We start from the raw sequence: 14312 nt of genomic DNA on the forward strand, positions 1-14312 counted from the left end.
CCTGAGACATTTCACTGTGCTTATTCTTCTAACCTAACGTCTAATCCTAAACCTTTAAGTTCGTGCATTAATACGTTAAATGATTCTGGTAAACCTGGTTCTGGCATTGCTTCTCCTTTAACGATAGACTCGTAAGTTTTTGCTCTACCTAATACGTCATCGGACTTAACAGTTAAGATTTCTCTTAAGATACTTGATGCACCATATGCTTCAAGTGCCCATACCTCCATTTCTCCGAAACGCTGACCTCCAAACTGTGCTTTACCTCCTAATGGCTGTTGTGTAATTAATGAGTAAGGACCAATAGAACGCGCGTGCATCTTATCTTCAATCATGTGTCCTAACTTAATCATATAAATTACTCCTACCGTTGCAGGTTGATCGAAACGTTTACCTGTACCTCCATCATATAAGTATGTATGACCATAACGAGGAATACCTGCTTCGTCTGTTAAAGCATTGATCTCGTCAATGTTAGCTCCATCGAAAATTGGAGTTGCATATTTTTGATCTAATTTTTGACCTGCCCATCCAAGTACAGTTTCATAAATCTGACCAATGTTCATACGAGATGGTACCCCTAATGGGTTTAATACGATATCTACAGGTGTACCATCTTCTAAGAATGGCATATCCTCAGCACGTACAATCTTAGCAACAATACCTTTGTTACCGTGACGTCCTGCCATCTTATCACCAACTTTTAATTTACGCTTTTTAGCAATGTAAATTTTAGCTAATTTTAAGATACCTGATGGTAATTCGTCTCCTACAGAAATAGTAAACTTCTCACGACGTAACATACCTTGTAAGTCGTTTACTTTAATTTTATAGTTGTGAACTAATTCTACTACTAATTTATTTAAATCTTTATCAGTAGTCCAAGTTCCACTTAAGTGTGTAAAGTCATCAACAGAGTTTAACATCTTTTGAGTGAACTTCTTACCTTTTGGTAATACTTCCTCCCCTAAATCGTTAAATACACCTTGAGATGTTTTACCTGTAACTAAAGTGAATAACTTTTCTACTAAACGGTCTTTTAAGTCTTCGAATTTAGATACATAAGATGCTTCTAAAGCTGCAATAGCTTCTTTATCTCTTGCACGTTTGTTCTTATCTTTTACCGCTCTCTTAAATAATTTCTTATCAATTACTACTCCTCTTAATGATGGAGAAGCTTTTAATGATGCATCTTTTACATCACCTGCTTTATCACCGAAGATAGCTCTTAATAATTTTTCTTCTGGAGTTGGGTCAGATTCTCCTTTTGGTGTAATCTTACCAATTAAGATATCACCAGGATTCACTTCTGCTCCAATTCTAATCATTCCATTTTCATCTAAGTCTTTTGTAGCCTCTTCAGAAACGTTAGGAATATCATTTGTTAATTCTTCTGCTCCTAATTTAGTATCACGAACATCTAAAGAATACTCATCAATATGGATCGATGTAAAGATATCTTCACGTACTACACGCTCAGAAATTACAATCGCATCCTCGAAGTTATATCCTTTCCAAGGCATGAAGGCTACTTTCATGTTTCTACCTAAAGCAAGCTCTCCTTTTTGAGTAGCATATCCTTCACATAGTACTTGACCTTCTTCAACTCTGTCTCCAACTTTTACGATTGGCTTTAAGTTAATGTTAGTACCTTGGTTAGTTTTTCTAAATTTAATTAAGTCATATGATTTTTCATCTGAATCGAAGCTAACCATTCGCTCTTCTTCAGTTCTGTCATACTTAATTGTAATTTTATTTGCATCTACGTACTGTACTGTACCTGCTCCTTCAGCATTGATTAAGATACGAGAATCTTTTGCTACTCTACGCTCTAAACCTGTACCAACAATTGGAGACTCTGGACGTAATAATGGAACTGCTTGACGCATCATGTTCGATCCCATTAATGCACGGTTCGCATCATCATGCTCTAAGAACGGAATTAACGAAGCTGAAATAGAAGCTATTTGGTTTGGAGCAACGTCCATATAATTAATAGCCTCAGGAGTTTCAACTGGGAAATCACCTTCTTCACGAGCAATAACTCTATCTGTTCCGAAAGATCCATCTTCATTAATAGGTAAGTTAGATTGTGCAATCTTCATACCTTCTTCCTCTTCTGCAGATAAATAAATAGGTTCTTCATTTGCAACTACTCCATTTTCTACTTTCTTATATGGAGTTTCAATGAATCCTAAGTTATTAACTTTAGCGAATACTGCTAAAGATGAGATAAGACCAATGTTTGGTCCTTCAGGAGTTTCAATAGGACATAAACGACCATAGTGTGTATAGTGAACATCACGTACCTCGAATCCTGCTCTTTCTCTTGATAAACCTCCAGGTCCTAATGCCGATAAACGACGCTTATGAGTAATCTCTGCTAATGGATTTGTTTGATCCATAAACTGAGATAACTGGTTCGTACCAAAGAATGAGTTAATTACTGATGATAAAGTCTTAGCGTTAATTAAGTCGATTGGAGTAAATACTTCGTTGTCACGAACATTCATTCTTTCACGAATTGTACGTGCCATACGAGCTAAACCTACACCAAATTGACCTGCTAATTGCTCACCAACAGTTCTAACACGACGGTTAGATAAGTGATCGATATCATCTACTTCTGCCTTAGAATTGATTAACTCAATTAAGTATTTGATAATAGTAATGATATCGTTCTTAGTTAATACTTTTTGGTCTATATCTTCATTTAAACCAAGTTTCGTATTCATTCTAAAACGTCCTACCTCACCTAAGTTATAACGTTGCTCAGAGAAGAATAATTTATCAATAATTCCTCTTGCAGTTTCCTCATCTGGCGGTTCAGCATTACGTAATTGTCTATAGATATGTTCTACAGCCTCTTTTTCAGAGTTTGTAGGATCTTTTTGTAATGTATTGTGAATGATTGCATAATCTGCCATGTGATTATCTTCCTTATGAAGTAAGATAGTTTTTGCACCTGCCTCGATTATTTCATCAATGTGTTCTTTGTCTAAAATTGTATCACGGTCGAAAATGATTTCGTTACGCTCAATCGATACTACTTCTCCTGTATCTTCATCTACGAAATCTTCGTGCCATGTTTTTAATACTCTTGCAGCTAACTTTCGCCCTAATACTTTCTTTAATCCAGCTTTTGAAACTTTTACTTCTTCAGCTAAATCAAAAATTTCTAAAATATCTTTATCTCTTTCAAAACCTATGGCTCTGAATAATGTTGTTACTGGTAATTTTTTCTTTCTATCAATATAGGCATACATAACCTGATTGATGTCGGTAGCAAATTCAATCCAAGATCCTTTAAATGGAATTACTCTGGCTGAGTAAAGTTTTGTTCCATTAGCGTGGAATGATTGTCCGAAGAATACACCTGGTGAACGGTGTAATTGTGATACAACAACTCTTTCTGCACCATTAATAATGAAGGTACCTGAGTTTGTCATATAAGGAATTGTACCTAAGTACACGTCTTGAACGATTGTTTCGAAATCTTCGTGTTCTGGATCGGTACAGTATAACTTTAAACGAGCTTTTAATGGTACACTATGTGTTAATCCACGCTCAATACATTCTTGAATGCTATATCTTGGTGGGTCTACGAAATAGTCTAAAAACTCTAATACGAATTGGTTACGCGTATCGGTAATTGGAAAGTTGTCCATGAAGGTTTTGTATAAACCTTCTTCACCTCGCTCTTCTGCTTTAGTTTGTAACTGGAAAAAGTCTTGGAATGATTTTACCTGAATATCTAAGAAATCAGGATAATCTGCTCCTAAACGAGAAGATGCAAAGTTAATTCTTTCAGTAGTGTTTATCGTTGCCAAAAGAGATACTATTTTTAAATTAAAAATATTTTTTTTGAAACCTATAGGTTCAATACCGCAATTTTTATTGCTATTACTGACTGAATATCAGCTATATATAATCGAATTAGTAAACTTAAAATATGGTCACTAAAATAACGAACGAATATATACACAAAATGGTTTAGGCTTAGAAACCTAAGTTTCTAATACCTAAACCTTTATTGTTTTTTCCCGATGTTAAACTCGGGAGAGTGAGCTTATTTTAACTCTACCTCTGCTCCTGCTTCTTCTAAAGACTTCTTTAATCCTTCAGCCTCATCTTTAGAAACTCCTTCTTTTACTGGAGCTGGTGCGCTATCAACGATTCCTTTAGCTTCTTTTAATCCTAAACCAGTTAATTCCTTAACTAATTTTACAACTGCTAATTTAGAACCTCCTGCTGCTTTTAAGATTACGTCAAACTCAGTCTTCTCCTCAGCTGCATCACCACCACCTGTTGCAGGTCCTGCTACTGCTACAGCTGCTGCTGCTGGCTCAATACCGTACTCTTCTTTTAAAATATCTGCTAATTCATTAACTTCTTTTACTGTTAAGTTAACTAATTGTTCTGCGAAATCTTTTAAATCTGCCATTTTACTTGTTTTTTAAATTTTTATTTTAGTTTATTAGTGCGCTTTTTTATTTTTCTGATAATGTCTTTAAGATACCAGATAACTTACTACCTCCTGATTGTAATCCTGAAATAACATTCTTAGCAGGCGATTGTAATAATGTAATAATATCTCCAATAAGTTCCTCTCTAGATTTGATATTTACAAGAGCGTCTAATTGATCATCTCCTACGTAAATAGCTTCCTCTACAAATGCACCTTTTAATAAAGGCTTCTCTGATTTTTTACGGAACTCTTTAATTACTTTAGCAGGTGCATTACCAGCCTCAGCAATCATTAATGAAGTATTACCTTTTAATGTACTTGGTAAGTCTCCAAAGTCTTTATCAGAAGCTTCCATTGCTTTAGCAAGCAATGTGTTCTTAACAACAGCCAATTCTACGTTAGCTTTAAAACAAGCTCTACGTAAGTTAGATGTAGTAATAGCATCTAAACCAGAAATATCTGCTAAATAGATAGTATTAGTATCTGCTAATTGTGCTGTTAAATCTTGAATTACTTGTGATTTTTCTTCTCTAGTCATAATTGAAAAGTTTTAACTGCCTTACGATACAGATTTTACATCTATAGCTACAGAAGGACTCATAGTAGAAGACATGAATATACTCTTAATATAAGTTCCTTTTGCCGCTGTTGGCTTTAATTTAATAAGTGTTTGTAATAACTCATTTGCATTTTCTTCAATCTTATCTGCACCAAAAGATGCTTTACCGATTGCAGCATGCACGATACCAGTTTTATCAACTTTAAAGTCAATCTTACCAGCTTTTACTTCTTTAACAGCTTTTGCAACGTCCATAGTTACTGTACCTGTCTTTGGGTTTGGCATTAAACCACGAGGACCTAACACACGTCCTAAAGGACCTAATTTACCCATTACAGATGGCATAGTAATAATAACATCTACATCTGTCCAACCTCCTTTAATTTTTTGAAGGTATTCATCTAATCCAACATAATCAGCACCAGCTTCTTTAGCTTCTGCTTCTTTATCTGGAGTAACTAATGCTAAAACTTTTACATCTTTACCAGTTCCGTGAGGTAATGTTACAACTCCACGTACCATTTGATTAGCTTTACGAGGATCTACTCCTAAACGCACTGCTAAATCTACAGATGCATCAAATTTTACATTTGTAATTTCTTTTACTAAAGCTGATGCTTCGCTTAAATTGTAAACTTTAGAGCTATCAACTTTAGCACGAGCTTCTTTTTGTTTTTTAGTCAATCTTGCCATGTTCTAAATTGCTTTTAAGTTTACTCAGCAGGAGCATCACCTGTTACTGTTAATCCCATAGAGCGAGCTGTACCAGCGATCATTCTCATTGCAGATTCTACTTTGAAGGCATTCATATCTACCATCTTGTCTTCTGCAATTCCACGAATTTGATCCCAAGTAACACTTGCTACTTTCTTTCTATTTGGTTCTCCAGAACCTTTTTTAATTTTGGCCGCTTCTAGTAATTGTACTGCAGCTGGTGGTGTTTTTACAACAAACTCGAAAGATTTGTCTGTATAAACAGTAATAACAACTGGTAAAACTTTACCTTGTTTGTCCTGTGTACGAGCATTAAATTGCTTACAGAACTCCATGATGTTAACACCGGCAGCACCTAAAGCGGGTCCAACTGGTGGCGACGGATTCGCAGCACCTCCCCTAACTTGTAGTTTAACTAATTTACTTACTTCTTTTGCCATTGTTTAAAATTTAATATTGTGTTTAAAATGGAAGCTAAAAACACAATTTCTATAGGTGTAACAATTAAATTTTCTCTACTTGCATGTAATTTAGTTCTAATGGAGTTTTTCTTCCGAAAATTTTAACCATTACTTCTAACTTACGTTTCTCTTCGTTAACCTTTTCAATAGTACCATCGAAACCATTAAATGGTCCGTCGATTACTTTTACAGTTTCTCCAACCGAGTAAGGTATAACAACATTTTCATCTTTTACAGAAAGCTCGTCAACCTTACCTAACATACGGTTAACTTCTGATTTACGCATTGGCACAGGATCTCCTCCTTTAGTTTCTCCTAAGAAACCTATAACACCAGTTACAGATTTAATTACGTGAGGAACTTCACCAGCTAAATTAGCTTCTACCATTACATAACCAGGAAAATAAACACGCTCTCTGTTAATTTTTTTCCCATTTCTTATTTGAATAACTTTTTCGGTAGGAACGATTACTTGACCAACAAAGTCTGATAATCCTAAACGCGAAATTTCAGTCTCGATATAAGTCTTCACCTTATTTTCTTGACCTCCAATTGCCCTAACCACATACCACTTCATCACCGAATCAGCCATAACCTAGTTATTAAACATTTCGAAAAAGTTATCTAATCCTGTTTGAAAAACTTTATCAATTGCTGCTACAGCTAAAGCAAATGCAATTGTAAAAGCAGCTACTACTACTGTTGACTTTTGAGCTTCTTCACGAGAAATCCACGTCATGTTAGTATTTAACTCTTCGAAAGAATCTTTGATGTATTGTATAAAGTTGTTCATGTTTTAATCCTTTTAACGAGTTGCAGTAAAAAACTACAACTCGCTTTAAATTTGCACGGGTTGAGAGACTCGAACTCCCGACACCTGGTTTTGGAGACCAGTGCTCTACCAACTGAGCTAAACCCGTATTTCATTTTAAAGGAGTCTCATTAAAGAGACTCCTTATTTTTTTATATTAGAACTGTAATTAGTCTAAAATCTCAGTTACCTGACCAGCTCCTACTGTTCTACCTCCTTCACGGATAGCGAACTGTAAACCTACGTTTAATGCGATAGGTTGGATTAAGTCTACAGTAATAGTTAAGTTATCACCAGGCATTACCATTTCTACTCCGTCAGGTAAAGCGATGTTACCAGTTACGTCAGTTGTACGCACGTAGAACTGTGGACGGTAGTTGTTGTGGAATGGAGTGTGACGTCCACCTTCTTCTTTCTTTAAGATATACACCTCAGCCTTGAACTTAGCGTGTGGAGTAATAGAACCTGGCTTACAGATTACCATTCCTCTCTTGATATCAGTCTTGTCAATACCTCTTAATAAGATACCTGCGTTATCTCCAGCCTCACCTCTATCTAAGATTTGACGGAACATTTCGATACCAGTTACAGTAGAAGTTAATTTCTCTTCACCCATACCGATGATCTCTACAGGATCTCCAGAATTGATGATACCAGTTTCGATACGTCCAGTTGCTACTGTACCACGACCAGTAATAGAGAATACATCTTCGATTGGCATTAAGAAATCTTTTTCAGTATCTCTTGGTGGCTCTTCAATCCAAGTATCAACAGCTTCCATTAATTCTAAAACTGTATCTACCCACTTTTGCTCTCCGTTTAAAGCACCTAAAGCAGAACCCATTACTACAGGACCATTATCTCCATCATACTCATAGAAAGATAATAAATCTCTAACTTCCATTTCTACTAACTCTAATAACTCCTCATCGTCAACCATATCAACTTTGTTTAAGAAAACAACGATACGTGGAATTCCAACCTGACGACCTAATAAGATGTGCTCACGAGTTTGTGGCATTGGACCATCTGTAGCAGCTACTACTAAGATAGCACCATCCATTTGCGCAGCTCCAGTTACCATGTTCTTTACGTAATCCGCGTGACCAGGACAGTCAACGTGTGCGTAGTGACGGTTAGCTGTTGCGTACTCTACGTGAGAAGAGTTAATTGTAATACCTCTTTCTTTTTCTTCTGGAGCGTTATCGATTTGATCAAAATCTCTTTGCTCAGAATATCCTGCGTCAGCTAATACTTTAGTAATAGCAGCAGTCAATGTAGTCTTACCGTGATCTACGTGACCGATAGTACCAACGTTTAAGTGTGGCTTCGAACGATCATAAGTTGCTTTTGCCATGATTATTAATTTTAATTCTTAGTTAAATATATTTAGTGTTATTTTAAAACTCTCTTTAAACAAGCTCTAAAATAGAGCCAACAACGGGATTTGAACCCGTGACCTCATCCCTACCAAGGATGCGCTCTACCAACTGAGCTATGTCGGCGGTAAAGTTTAGAGCGGGAGACCGGGTTCGAACCGGCGACATTCAGCTTGGAAGGCTGACGCTCTACCAACTGAGCTACTCCCGCAATAAAATTCTTTAAGATTTAGTGGGGAGAGCAGGATTCGAACCTGCGAAGTCGAAAGACAACGGAGTTACAGTCCGTCCCATTTGGCCGCTCTGGAATCTCCCCGATAAAATCTTATAATATTTTAATGAACTTTTGTTTTTTTGAGCCGATAGAGGGACTCGAACCCACGACCTGCTGATTACAAATCAGCTGCTCTAGCCAGCTGAGCTATATCGGCTGTTGTTTATAAAAAAACAATCCGCTATTTCTAACGGACTGCAAATGTAAAAAGTAATTTCGAATTTCTAAAACTTTTTTGATAAATTTTTATTTGTTTTTATGAGACTACTGAATCTCGCATCTTTTCTTTTGATTTTTTAAGTTGTCTTTTTAGCGACTCAATACCAACACTAACCCCTTCTTCGAAGGTTTTGTATTGTTTTTTTACCATTAATTCGTTTCCTGGAATATTTATTTTTATCTCAGTAATTTTATTTTCTTTCTCACTTGTTTTTTGAACTTTTAAAAAGACCTCAGCATCTACAATCTTGTCATGAAATTTTTCTAACCCTCCTACTTTCTTTTCAATGTAGTCTAATAATTTAACGTCTGCTGTGAAGTTTATTGATTGTGTGAACACCTTCATAATCTTACAATTTTTAGGTAGACTCTCTAGGGTGAGTCTTATTATACACTTGTTTGAGTTGTTCCAAGCTATTATGTGTATAGACTTGGGTTGAGGCTAAACTTGAATGCCCTAGTAATTCTTTAACCGTATTTAAAGATGCGCCGTTATTTAGTAAATGTGTTGCAAATGTATGACGTAACATATGCGGACTCCTTTTTACCTTTGTAGACACCCTACTAAAGTACGAATTTATTATTCTGTAAACAAGTGTTTCGTATAGTTTAACTCCTTTTTCAGTTACTAATAATTCTTCTGCATTGGTTTTAATTTGTTTTTTAAATTCTAAATACTTTAAAAGTATTTGTTTTACAGTATCTAACAAAACTACAAATCGTTCTTTATTTCTTTTCCCTAAGACTTTTATGGTATTATCGTAATAATTAATATCTCTTTCTTTTATATTAATTAATTCAGCTCTTCTTATACCCGTACTATATAATAACTCAATAACTAAACGATTTCTAATATCTTCGAATGAGTTTTCTTGAGTTAACTCGAATATATCTTCTAATTCTTTTACTGTAAAAGGAACTTGAATTTTCTTTTCTGTTTTAAGTGATTTATGTTTTGCTAAAGGATTTATTTTAATCTCCCCTATCTTCAACAAGAATTTATAAAAAGATTTAAGTGAACTTACTTTTCTATTTATCGATCTATTGGAAATGTTCTGATTTACCAAACTAACAATCCATGTTCGTATTTGATTGTAATGAATGTTTTCAATATCAGTCTGATCATATTCTACTTCACAAAAATCTTTAAACGCTAGTAAATCTTTTTCATAAGCTAAAATGGTATGCTTAGAATATTTTTTTTCAAAACTTAAGTAATCTATAAAAGCGTCTATCAACATATTTCAAAATTAAACATTTTAAACAACAAAAAATCCTGCATTTAAAAATGCAGGATTTTGTATCTTAAAAAGAATTATTATTACCCTAATTCTTCTTGTGTTCTTAATCTTTGAACGTAAGATGCTTTGATTCTCTCAGCTCTTTTCGCTACAGACGGCTTCGTGAAATGTTTTCTCTCACGTAATTGTCTTAACGTTTTAGTGTTACTGAATTTACGCTTATAACGTTTTAACGCTCTATCGATATTCTCTCCTTCTTTTACTGGAATGATTAACATATGTTTGCACCTCCTTTCATTGTAGTCTTTTATATTTTACAGCTATTCGTTTTTTATTATTGAAAACCAACAACTTGTTATTATTATTTTTTGGACTGCAAAGATACGGAGAGTTTTTAAATGAGCAATTAAATATTCAAATTATTTTGGCGCCCATACAGAATAGCTTTTTGGCGGCACTTGAATTTTAACCCAACGACCTCCTTGAGTAACTGGTTCCCAATTAGAATGCCCTGTATAATCTTTTATACGCGTATTAGACCAATTCGTTTCTATCCAACGTTCTTGCCAATGATTTGCATTATTAATATACACAACTAAACCAGAGTTATTATACCCATTTCTTTTAGCAACATATTCATCATTATCTGTATACAATACACTTGTACTTCCTCCTGCTAAATTATTATGAATCCAAATTAAATTATTTAAACGTTCTTTATTTAACCATTCTTCATAATCTCTATAGAATATTGTTGGATATCCTTCGTGAGTTAAAATGTATGCATATGCCAACATTTTTCCGTGATAGATTTCATTAGTATCATGATTTGTTACAAAAGTCACTGCTCTATTTGCGTTTCTTTTAATTAACATATCATCATTTAATTTATTTAAGTTATTTCCGTCGAAAGCATCTTTCATTCTATAATAACAAGCAAAATCAAATGCACTTGCTTCTGCTTGACCAGACCACCAATCTAAAGTACCTGCATTTCCATCCCAGTACTCACCAACTGTAAATCCACCTACTTCATTTTTCCAATCCTTTACAACCCAAGGTTCAAATCCTTTTACATAATCGAAACGCCAACCGTCAAAGCCTATTACATTTTTATAATACTTTGCTACTGATTCTGGATTTTTCCATAATTCATTTTGAACTCTTACTTGATGGTGACATAAATCTGGGAATCCTCCAAAAACTCCAGTATCACTTGCATGATTATGGTTTGGGTGAAAATCGTTGTATGTCCTATGGAATTTACCTGATAGAGGAGTAAACTTTGTCCAATAATTTTGATTATTTACAGGATTAAGTTCACTAGCTCCTCCACTATTATGATTAATTACAATATCTGCAATTACACTTAATTTAGCGTCGTGAGCTTTATTTATTAAATTTTTTAATTCATCTTCTGAACCAAAACGAGTTTCTACACTACCCATTTGGTTGTACTTTCCGAAGTCGAAATAATCGAAAGGATCATACCCCATTGACAAAGCTCCGTTTTGTGCTTTTGTTGCTGGCGGCAACCAAATTGCATCGATTCCTACATCACTCCAATCTTGCACTTTATCTTTTACGGTATTCCACCAGTTTCCTCCTGCTGGAACATCCCAATAAAAAGCTTGCATCATTACACCAGAACCTATAGGTTTTAATCCTGGTCTTGCTGAAGCATTGTATTCTTCTTTTAATGTGTTAGCTTTTAGCTGTTCTTCAACTTGATTTTCTGATGAACATCCTAAAAAAATGATAATGATTGGTAATAGAAACCAACCTTTTTTGTGAAGGGTTTTCATTGTTATTTGTTTTAAAATTTCTTGAAGTTAAAAAGAGATTAACAAATAACGAAATCGATATAGACACGAAAACGTTTTCGTGTTGAAAACTTATTAAATTATCAAACATCTATTCTCAAAAAACAGATTTTAACAAAAAAACCACTCAAAGTTTGAGTAGTTTTTATTTTCAGTATTTCAGCTTTTAAGTAGCTAGCTTATATTCTTATTTATCGATTACCATTTTTGCGATACAGAAATGTATTTTCGCAAAAAAACCAATCTAAAAAGTTTTAGGTAGCTGGCTTGTATTCTTTCTTGTCTATTACCATTTTTGCGATAATCTCTTTTAAGATTTCAGAAGTTCCTCCTCCAATCGGACCTAAACGACTATCTCTTAATAAGCGCGCCATTGGATATTCTTCCATATAACCATAACCTCCCAATAATTGTAACGCCTCGTAAATTACTTCATCTGCCATTTTAGTAGATAATAACTTACTCATACTCGCTTCTTTTACTACGTAGTTACCGTCGTTTAATCTTTTAGCAATAGAATAGTTATATTCTCTACACATGTCTACTCTACTTGCCATTTCTGCTACTTTATGACGTAATGCTTGAAATTTATCCAAACTTCTTCCAAAAGCTTCTCTTTCTTTCATATACCCTAAAACATAATCTACCGCATATTCTGCACGGGCATGAGCATTAATTCCCATGACTAAACGTTCTAAAGCAAAATGTTGCATTATATAAGGAAATCCCATTCCTTCTTCTCCCATTAAGTTTTCAGCAGGAATTTCTACATTATCGAAAGCTATTTCAGCAGTATCTGAAGCTCTCCAGCCTAATTTATCTAATTTGGTTGATGAGATTCCTGGAGTATTTCTATCCATAATAAAAATACTCATTCCTTTATGTTTGTCTTCTAGGTTTGTTTTTGCAGCTACCACTAAATAATCAGAATATACTCCGTTAGTGATAAATGTTTTTGATCCGTTAATTACGTATTTATCTCCTTTTTTAACAGCTGTAGTTCGCATTCCTGCAACATCACTACCTCCAAAAGGCTCAGTAATACATAAACACCCAATTTTATCTCCTTCGATACTTGGAGTTAAGTATTCTCTTTTAATTCTATCGTCACCTTCTTTATTAAGATGTGTCATTGCTAAATAAGCATGCGCCCACATATTTGCTGCAAATCCACCAGAATTTACTTTTTGTAATTCTTCTAAAAATATTACTGTATAAAAAAGGTCTAATCCTAATCCGCCATATTCTTCAGGTTGGTTTAACCCGAAATACCCCATTTCTCCAAACTTTTTCCAGATAAAACGTTCTACTGTTCCATCTTTTTCCCATTTATCTATATGAGGAACTACTTCTTTTTGTAAAAAATCTTTAAAACTTTGGCGAAAAGCTTCGTGTTCTTCTGTGAAGTACATACTATTCATGTTGGTTGTATAATTGAATTTGTTGTTGTTTGCTTATTTTGCTTCCAAATATAAGATTATTCTGTTGTATTTATCTAACGGAAAATCTTTAATATTTCTTAATTCTGAAATATCTTGAAGTTCTGCAACCTCATCTCTGTAGTCAAATATTTTTTTACACAACTCATAATCTATATAAGGATTCTTCAACAATTCTTTGAAAGAAGCAGTATTAACATTTACCTTTTTTATTTTAGGCTTCTTTATTATTCGAAATGTTTTTAAGATTCTTTGGGCAGTTTCTTTCTCTAAATTCCACACCTCGTAAAGTTGGCTTTCAAATGAAAATCCTTGTAACTTATTACGATATTTTAGCATTCTTTTCGAGATAACCTCTCCTACTCCTTGAATAGTTTCTAAGTCTTTTTGAGTTGCTTTATTGATATCGTTTGTACTAATCCATATCTCTTTATTTTCTAATTCCTTTTCCTTAATTATTCCTTGGTTTCCTTTTTTGAATTCTTTATTTCTTCTATTTTTCTTAACAACCCAATCTGGAAATTTAAAATATGGTGAAATTTTAGCTAGTAAACTATCATTTACTTTTGTTATTTCTTGAAACTCCTCTATTGAATTCACATATTTATTCTGTTTTCTAAAATTATGTAATCTATCAATTTCTTCAACAGACATACCTAATTGATATCCTTTAAAATCGGTTATAAAATTGGGATTAAAAGGATACAATCTAGGTTTTCTCTTTTCAATTTCAATTTTCTTTAAACTATCTATTTTAGCCTGAAATTGTTTTAACTCTTTTGTACTTGTATCAATAATATAATCTGAAGAAAAATCTACAAATACATACACTAATTGTAAAACAACGATGAGTAGAATTAAAAAGAAAATCCCATTTCTTTGGCGTTTGTTATACCAGAAATGGGATTTAAATATTTTCATATT

The 14312-nt window shown here is 34.0% G+C and carries 14 protein-coding genes and 5 tRNA genes; all 19 read right to left on the bottom strand.

Annotation, left to right across the window (positions count from 1 at the left end; translation table 11 throughout):
• Window positions 1-20 precede the first annotated feature (20 nt).
• The 19 genes from rpoB to WH52_RS08315 all read right to left on the bottom strand — a co-directional run bounded on the left by rpoB (window position 21) and on the right by WH52_RS08315 (window position 14309).
• A complete protein-coding gene (gene rpoB, locus WH52_RS08225; RefSeq protein ID WP_086030471.1) occupies window positions 21-3830 on the bottom strand; it encodes a DNA-directed RNA polymerase subunit beta in 3810 nt (1269 codons plus the stop codon).
• A gap of 239 nt (window positions 3831-4069) precedes the next feature.
• Window positions 4070-4444: a 50S ribosomal protein L7/L12 gene (gene rplL, locus WH52_RS08230; RefSeq protein WP_086030472.1), complete on the bottom strand. Its 375-nt coding sequence runs from the start codon at window positions 4442-4444 to the stop codon at window positions 4070-4072.
• 46 nt (window positions 4445-4490) lie between these two features.
• Window positions 4491-5006, bottom strand: a complete 516-nt coding sequence (gene rplJ, locus WH52_RS08235) for a 50S ribosomal protein L10 (RefSeq protein WP_086030473.1) — start codon at window positions 5004-5006, stop codon at window positions 4491-4493.
• Window positions 5007-5027: 21 nt separating this feature from the next.
• Window positions 5028-5720 carry a 50S ribosomal protein L1 gene (gene rplA, locus WH52_RS08240; RefSeq protein WP_086030474.1) on the bottom strand — a complete coding sequence of 231 codons (693 nt, stop codon included), beginning with the start codon at window positions 5718-5720 and terminating at the stop codon, window positions 5028-5030.
• Between the two features lie 20 nt (window positions 5721-5740).
• Window positions 5741-6181, bottom strand: coding sequence for a 50S ribosomal protein L11 (rplK, locus tag WH52_RS08245; protein ID WP_086030475.1), 441 nt, complete (start codon window positions 6179-6181; stop codon window positions 5741-5743).
• 64 nt (window positions 6182-6245) lie between these two features.
• A complete protein-coding gene (nusG, locus tag WH52_RS08250; protein ID WP_086030476.1) occupies window positions 6246-6794 on the bottom strand; it encodes a transcription termination/antitermination protein NusG in 549 nt (182 codons plus the stop codon).
• 3 nt (window positions 6795-6797) lie between these two features.
• Entirely contained in the window at window positions 6798-6995 is a 198-nt protein-coding gene (secE, locus tag WH52_RS08255; RefSeq protein ID WP_086030477.1) for a preprotein translocase subunit SecE, read from the bottom strand.
• Between the two features lie 54 nt (window positions 6996-7049).
• Window positions 7050-7122, bottom strand: a tRNA-Trp gene (locus WH52_RS08260).
• A 60-nt stretch (window positions 7123-7182) separates the two neighbouring features.
• On the bottom strand, window positions 7183-8370 hold the full coding sequence (gene tuf, locus WH52_RS08265; protein ID WP_086030478.1) for an elongation factor Tu: 1188 nt from the start codon (window positions 8368-8370) through the stop codon (window positions 7183-7185).
• Window positions 8371-8445: 75 nt separating this feature from the next.
• Window positions 8446-8518, bottom strand: a tRNA-Thr gene (locus tag WH52_RS08270).
• 12 nt (window positions 8519-8530) lie between these two features.
• Window positions 8531-8603 (bottom strand) — tRNA-Gly (locus tag WH52_RS08275).
• Window positions 8604-8625: 22 nt separating this feature from the next.
• Window positions 8626-8708 (bottom strand) — tRNA-Tyr (locus WH52_RS08280).
• 41 nt (window positions 8709-8749) lie between these two features.
• Window positions 8750-8823: transfer RNA gene (locus WH52_RS08285), tRNA-Thr, on the bottom strand.
• Window positions 8824-8922: 99 nt separating this feature from the next.
• The gene (locus WH52_RS08290; protein ID WP_086030479.1) at window positions 8923-9231 is read right to left on the bottom strand and encodes an HPF/RaiA family ribosome-associated protein; all 309 of its coding nucleotides are present in this window, start codon (window positions 9229-9231) and stop codon (window positions 8923-8925) included.
• A gap of 13 nt (window positions 9232-9244) precedes the next feature.
• Entirely contained in the window at window positions 9245-10126 is an 882-nt protein-coding gene (locus tag WH52_RS08295) for a tyrosine-type recombinase/integrase (RefSeq protein WP_086030480.1), read from the bottom strand.
• An 80-nt stretch (window positions 10127-10206) separates the two neighbouring features.
• Window positions 10207-10404 (bottom strand): 30S ribosomal protein S21, encoded by a 198-nt coding sequence (rpsU, locus tag WH52_RS08300; RefSeq protein WP_086030481.1) that lies wholly within the window; start codon window positions 10402-10404, stop codon window positions 10207-10209.
• A 141-nt stretch (window positions 10405-10545) separates the two neighbouring features.
• A complete protein-coding gene (locus WH52_RS08305) occupies window positions 10546-11931 on the bottom strand; it encodes an alpha-amylase (protein WP_086030482.1) in 1386 nt (461 codons plus the stop codon).
• 272 nt (window positions 11932-12203) lie between these two features.
• A complete protein-coding gene (locus tag WH52_RS08310) occupies window positions 12204-13370 on the bottom strand; it encodes an acyl-CoA dehydrogenase family protein (protein WP_086030483.1) in 1167 nt (388 codons plus the stop codon).
• A gap of 33 nt (window positions 13371-13403) precedes the next feature.
• A complete protein-coding gene (locus WH52_RS08315; protein ID WP_086030484.1) occupies window positions 13404-14309 on the bottom strand; it encodes a ComEA family DNA-binding protein in 906 nt (301 codons plus the stop codon).
• Window positions 14310-14312 lie beyond the last annotated feature (3 nt).

The organism is Tenacibaculum holothuriorum (assembly GCF_002120225.1).
Classification (GTDB): Bacteria; Bacteroidota; Bacteroidia; order Flavobacteriales; family Flavobacteriaceae; genus Polaribacter; species Polaribacter holothuriorum.

What these genes read in the sequence shown, in the direction of transcription:
- rplL (WP_086030472.1), bottom strand. Translation starts at nt 4,444, where the DNA reads ATGGCAGATTTAAAAGATTTCGCAGAACAATTAGTTAACTTAACAGTA.
- rplJ (WP_086030473.1), bottom strand. Translation starts at nt 5,006, where the DNA reads ATGACTAGAGAAGAAAAATCACAAGTAATTCAAGATTTAACAGCACAA.
- rplA (WP_086030474.1), bottom strand. Translation starts at nt 5,720, where the DNA reads ATGGCAAGATTGACTAAAAAACAAAAAGAAGCTCGTGCTAAAGTTGAT.
- rplK (WP_086030475.1), bottom strand. Translation starts at nt 6,181, where the DNA reads ATGGCAAAAGAAGTAAGTAAATTAGTTAAACTACAAGTTAGGGGAGGT.
- nusG (WP_086030476.1), bottom strand. Translation starts at nt 6,794, where the DNA reads ATGGCTGATTCGGTGATGAAGTGGTATGTGGTTAGGGCAATTGGAGGT.
- secE (WP_086030477.1), bottom strand. Translation starts at nt 6,995, where the DNA reads ATGAACAACTTTATACAATACATCAAAGATTCTTTCGAAGAGTTAAAT.
- tuf (WP_086030478.1), bottom strand. Translation starts at nt 8,370, where the DNA reads ATGGCAAAAGCAACTTATGATCGTTCGAAGCCACACTTAAACGTTGGT.
- WH52_RS08290 (WP_086030479.1), bottom strand. Translation starts at nt 9,231, where the DNA reads ATGAAGGTGTTCACACAATCAATAAACTTCACAGCAGACGTTAAATTA.
- WH52_RS08295 (WP_086030480.1), bottom strand. Translation starts at nt 10,126, where the DNA reads ATGTTGATAGACGCTTTTATAGATTACTTAAGTTTTGAAAAAAAATAT.
- rpsU (WP_086030481.1), bottom strand. Translation starts at nt 10,404, where the DNA reads ATGTTAATCATTCCAGTAAAAGAAGGAGAGAATATCGATAGAGCGTTA.
- WH52_RS08305 (WP_086030482.1), bottom strand. Translation starts at nt 11,931, where the DNA reads ATGAAAACCCTTCACAAAAAAGGTTGGTTTCTATTACCAATCATTATC.
- WH52_RS08310 (WP_086030483.1), bottom strand. Translation starts at nt 13,370, where the DNA reads ATGAATAGTATGTACTTCACAGAAGAACACGAAGCTTTTCGCCAAAGT.
- WH52_RS08315 (WP_086030484.1), bottom strand. Translation starts at nt 14,309, where the DNA reads ATGAAAATATTTAAATCCCATTTCTGGTATAACAAACGCCAAAGAAAT.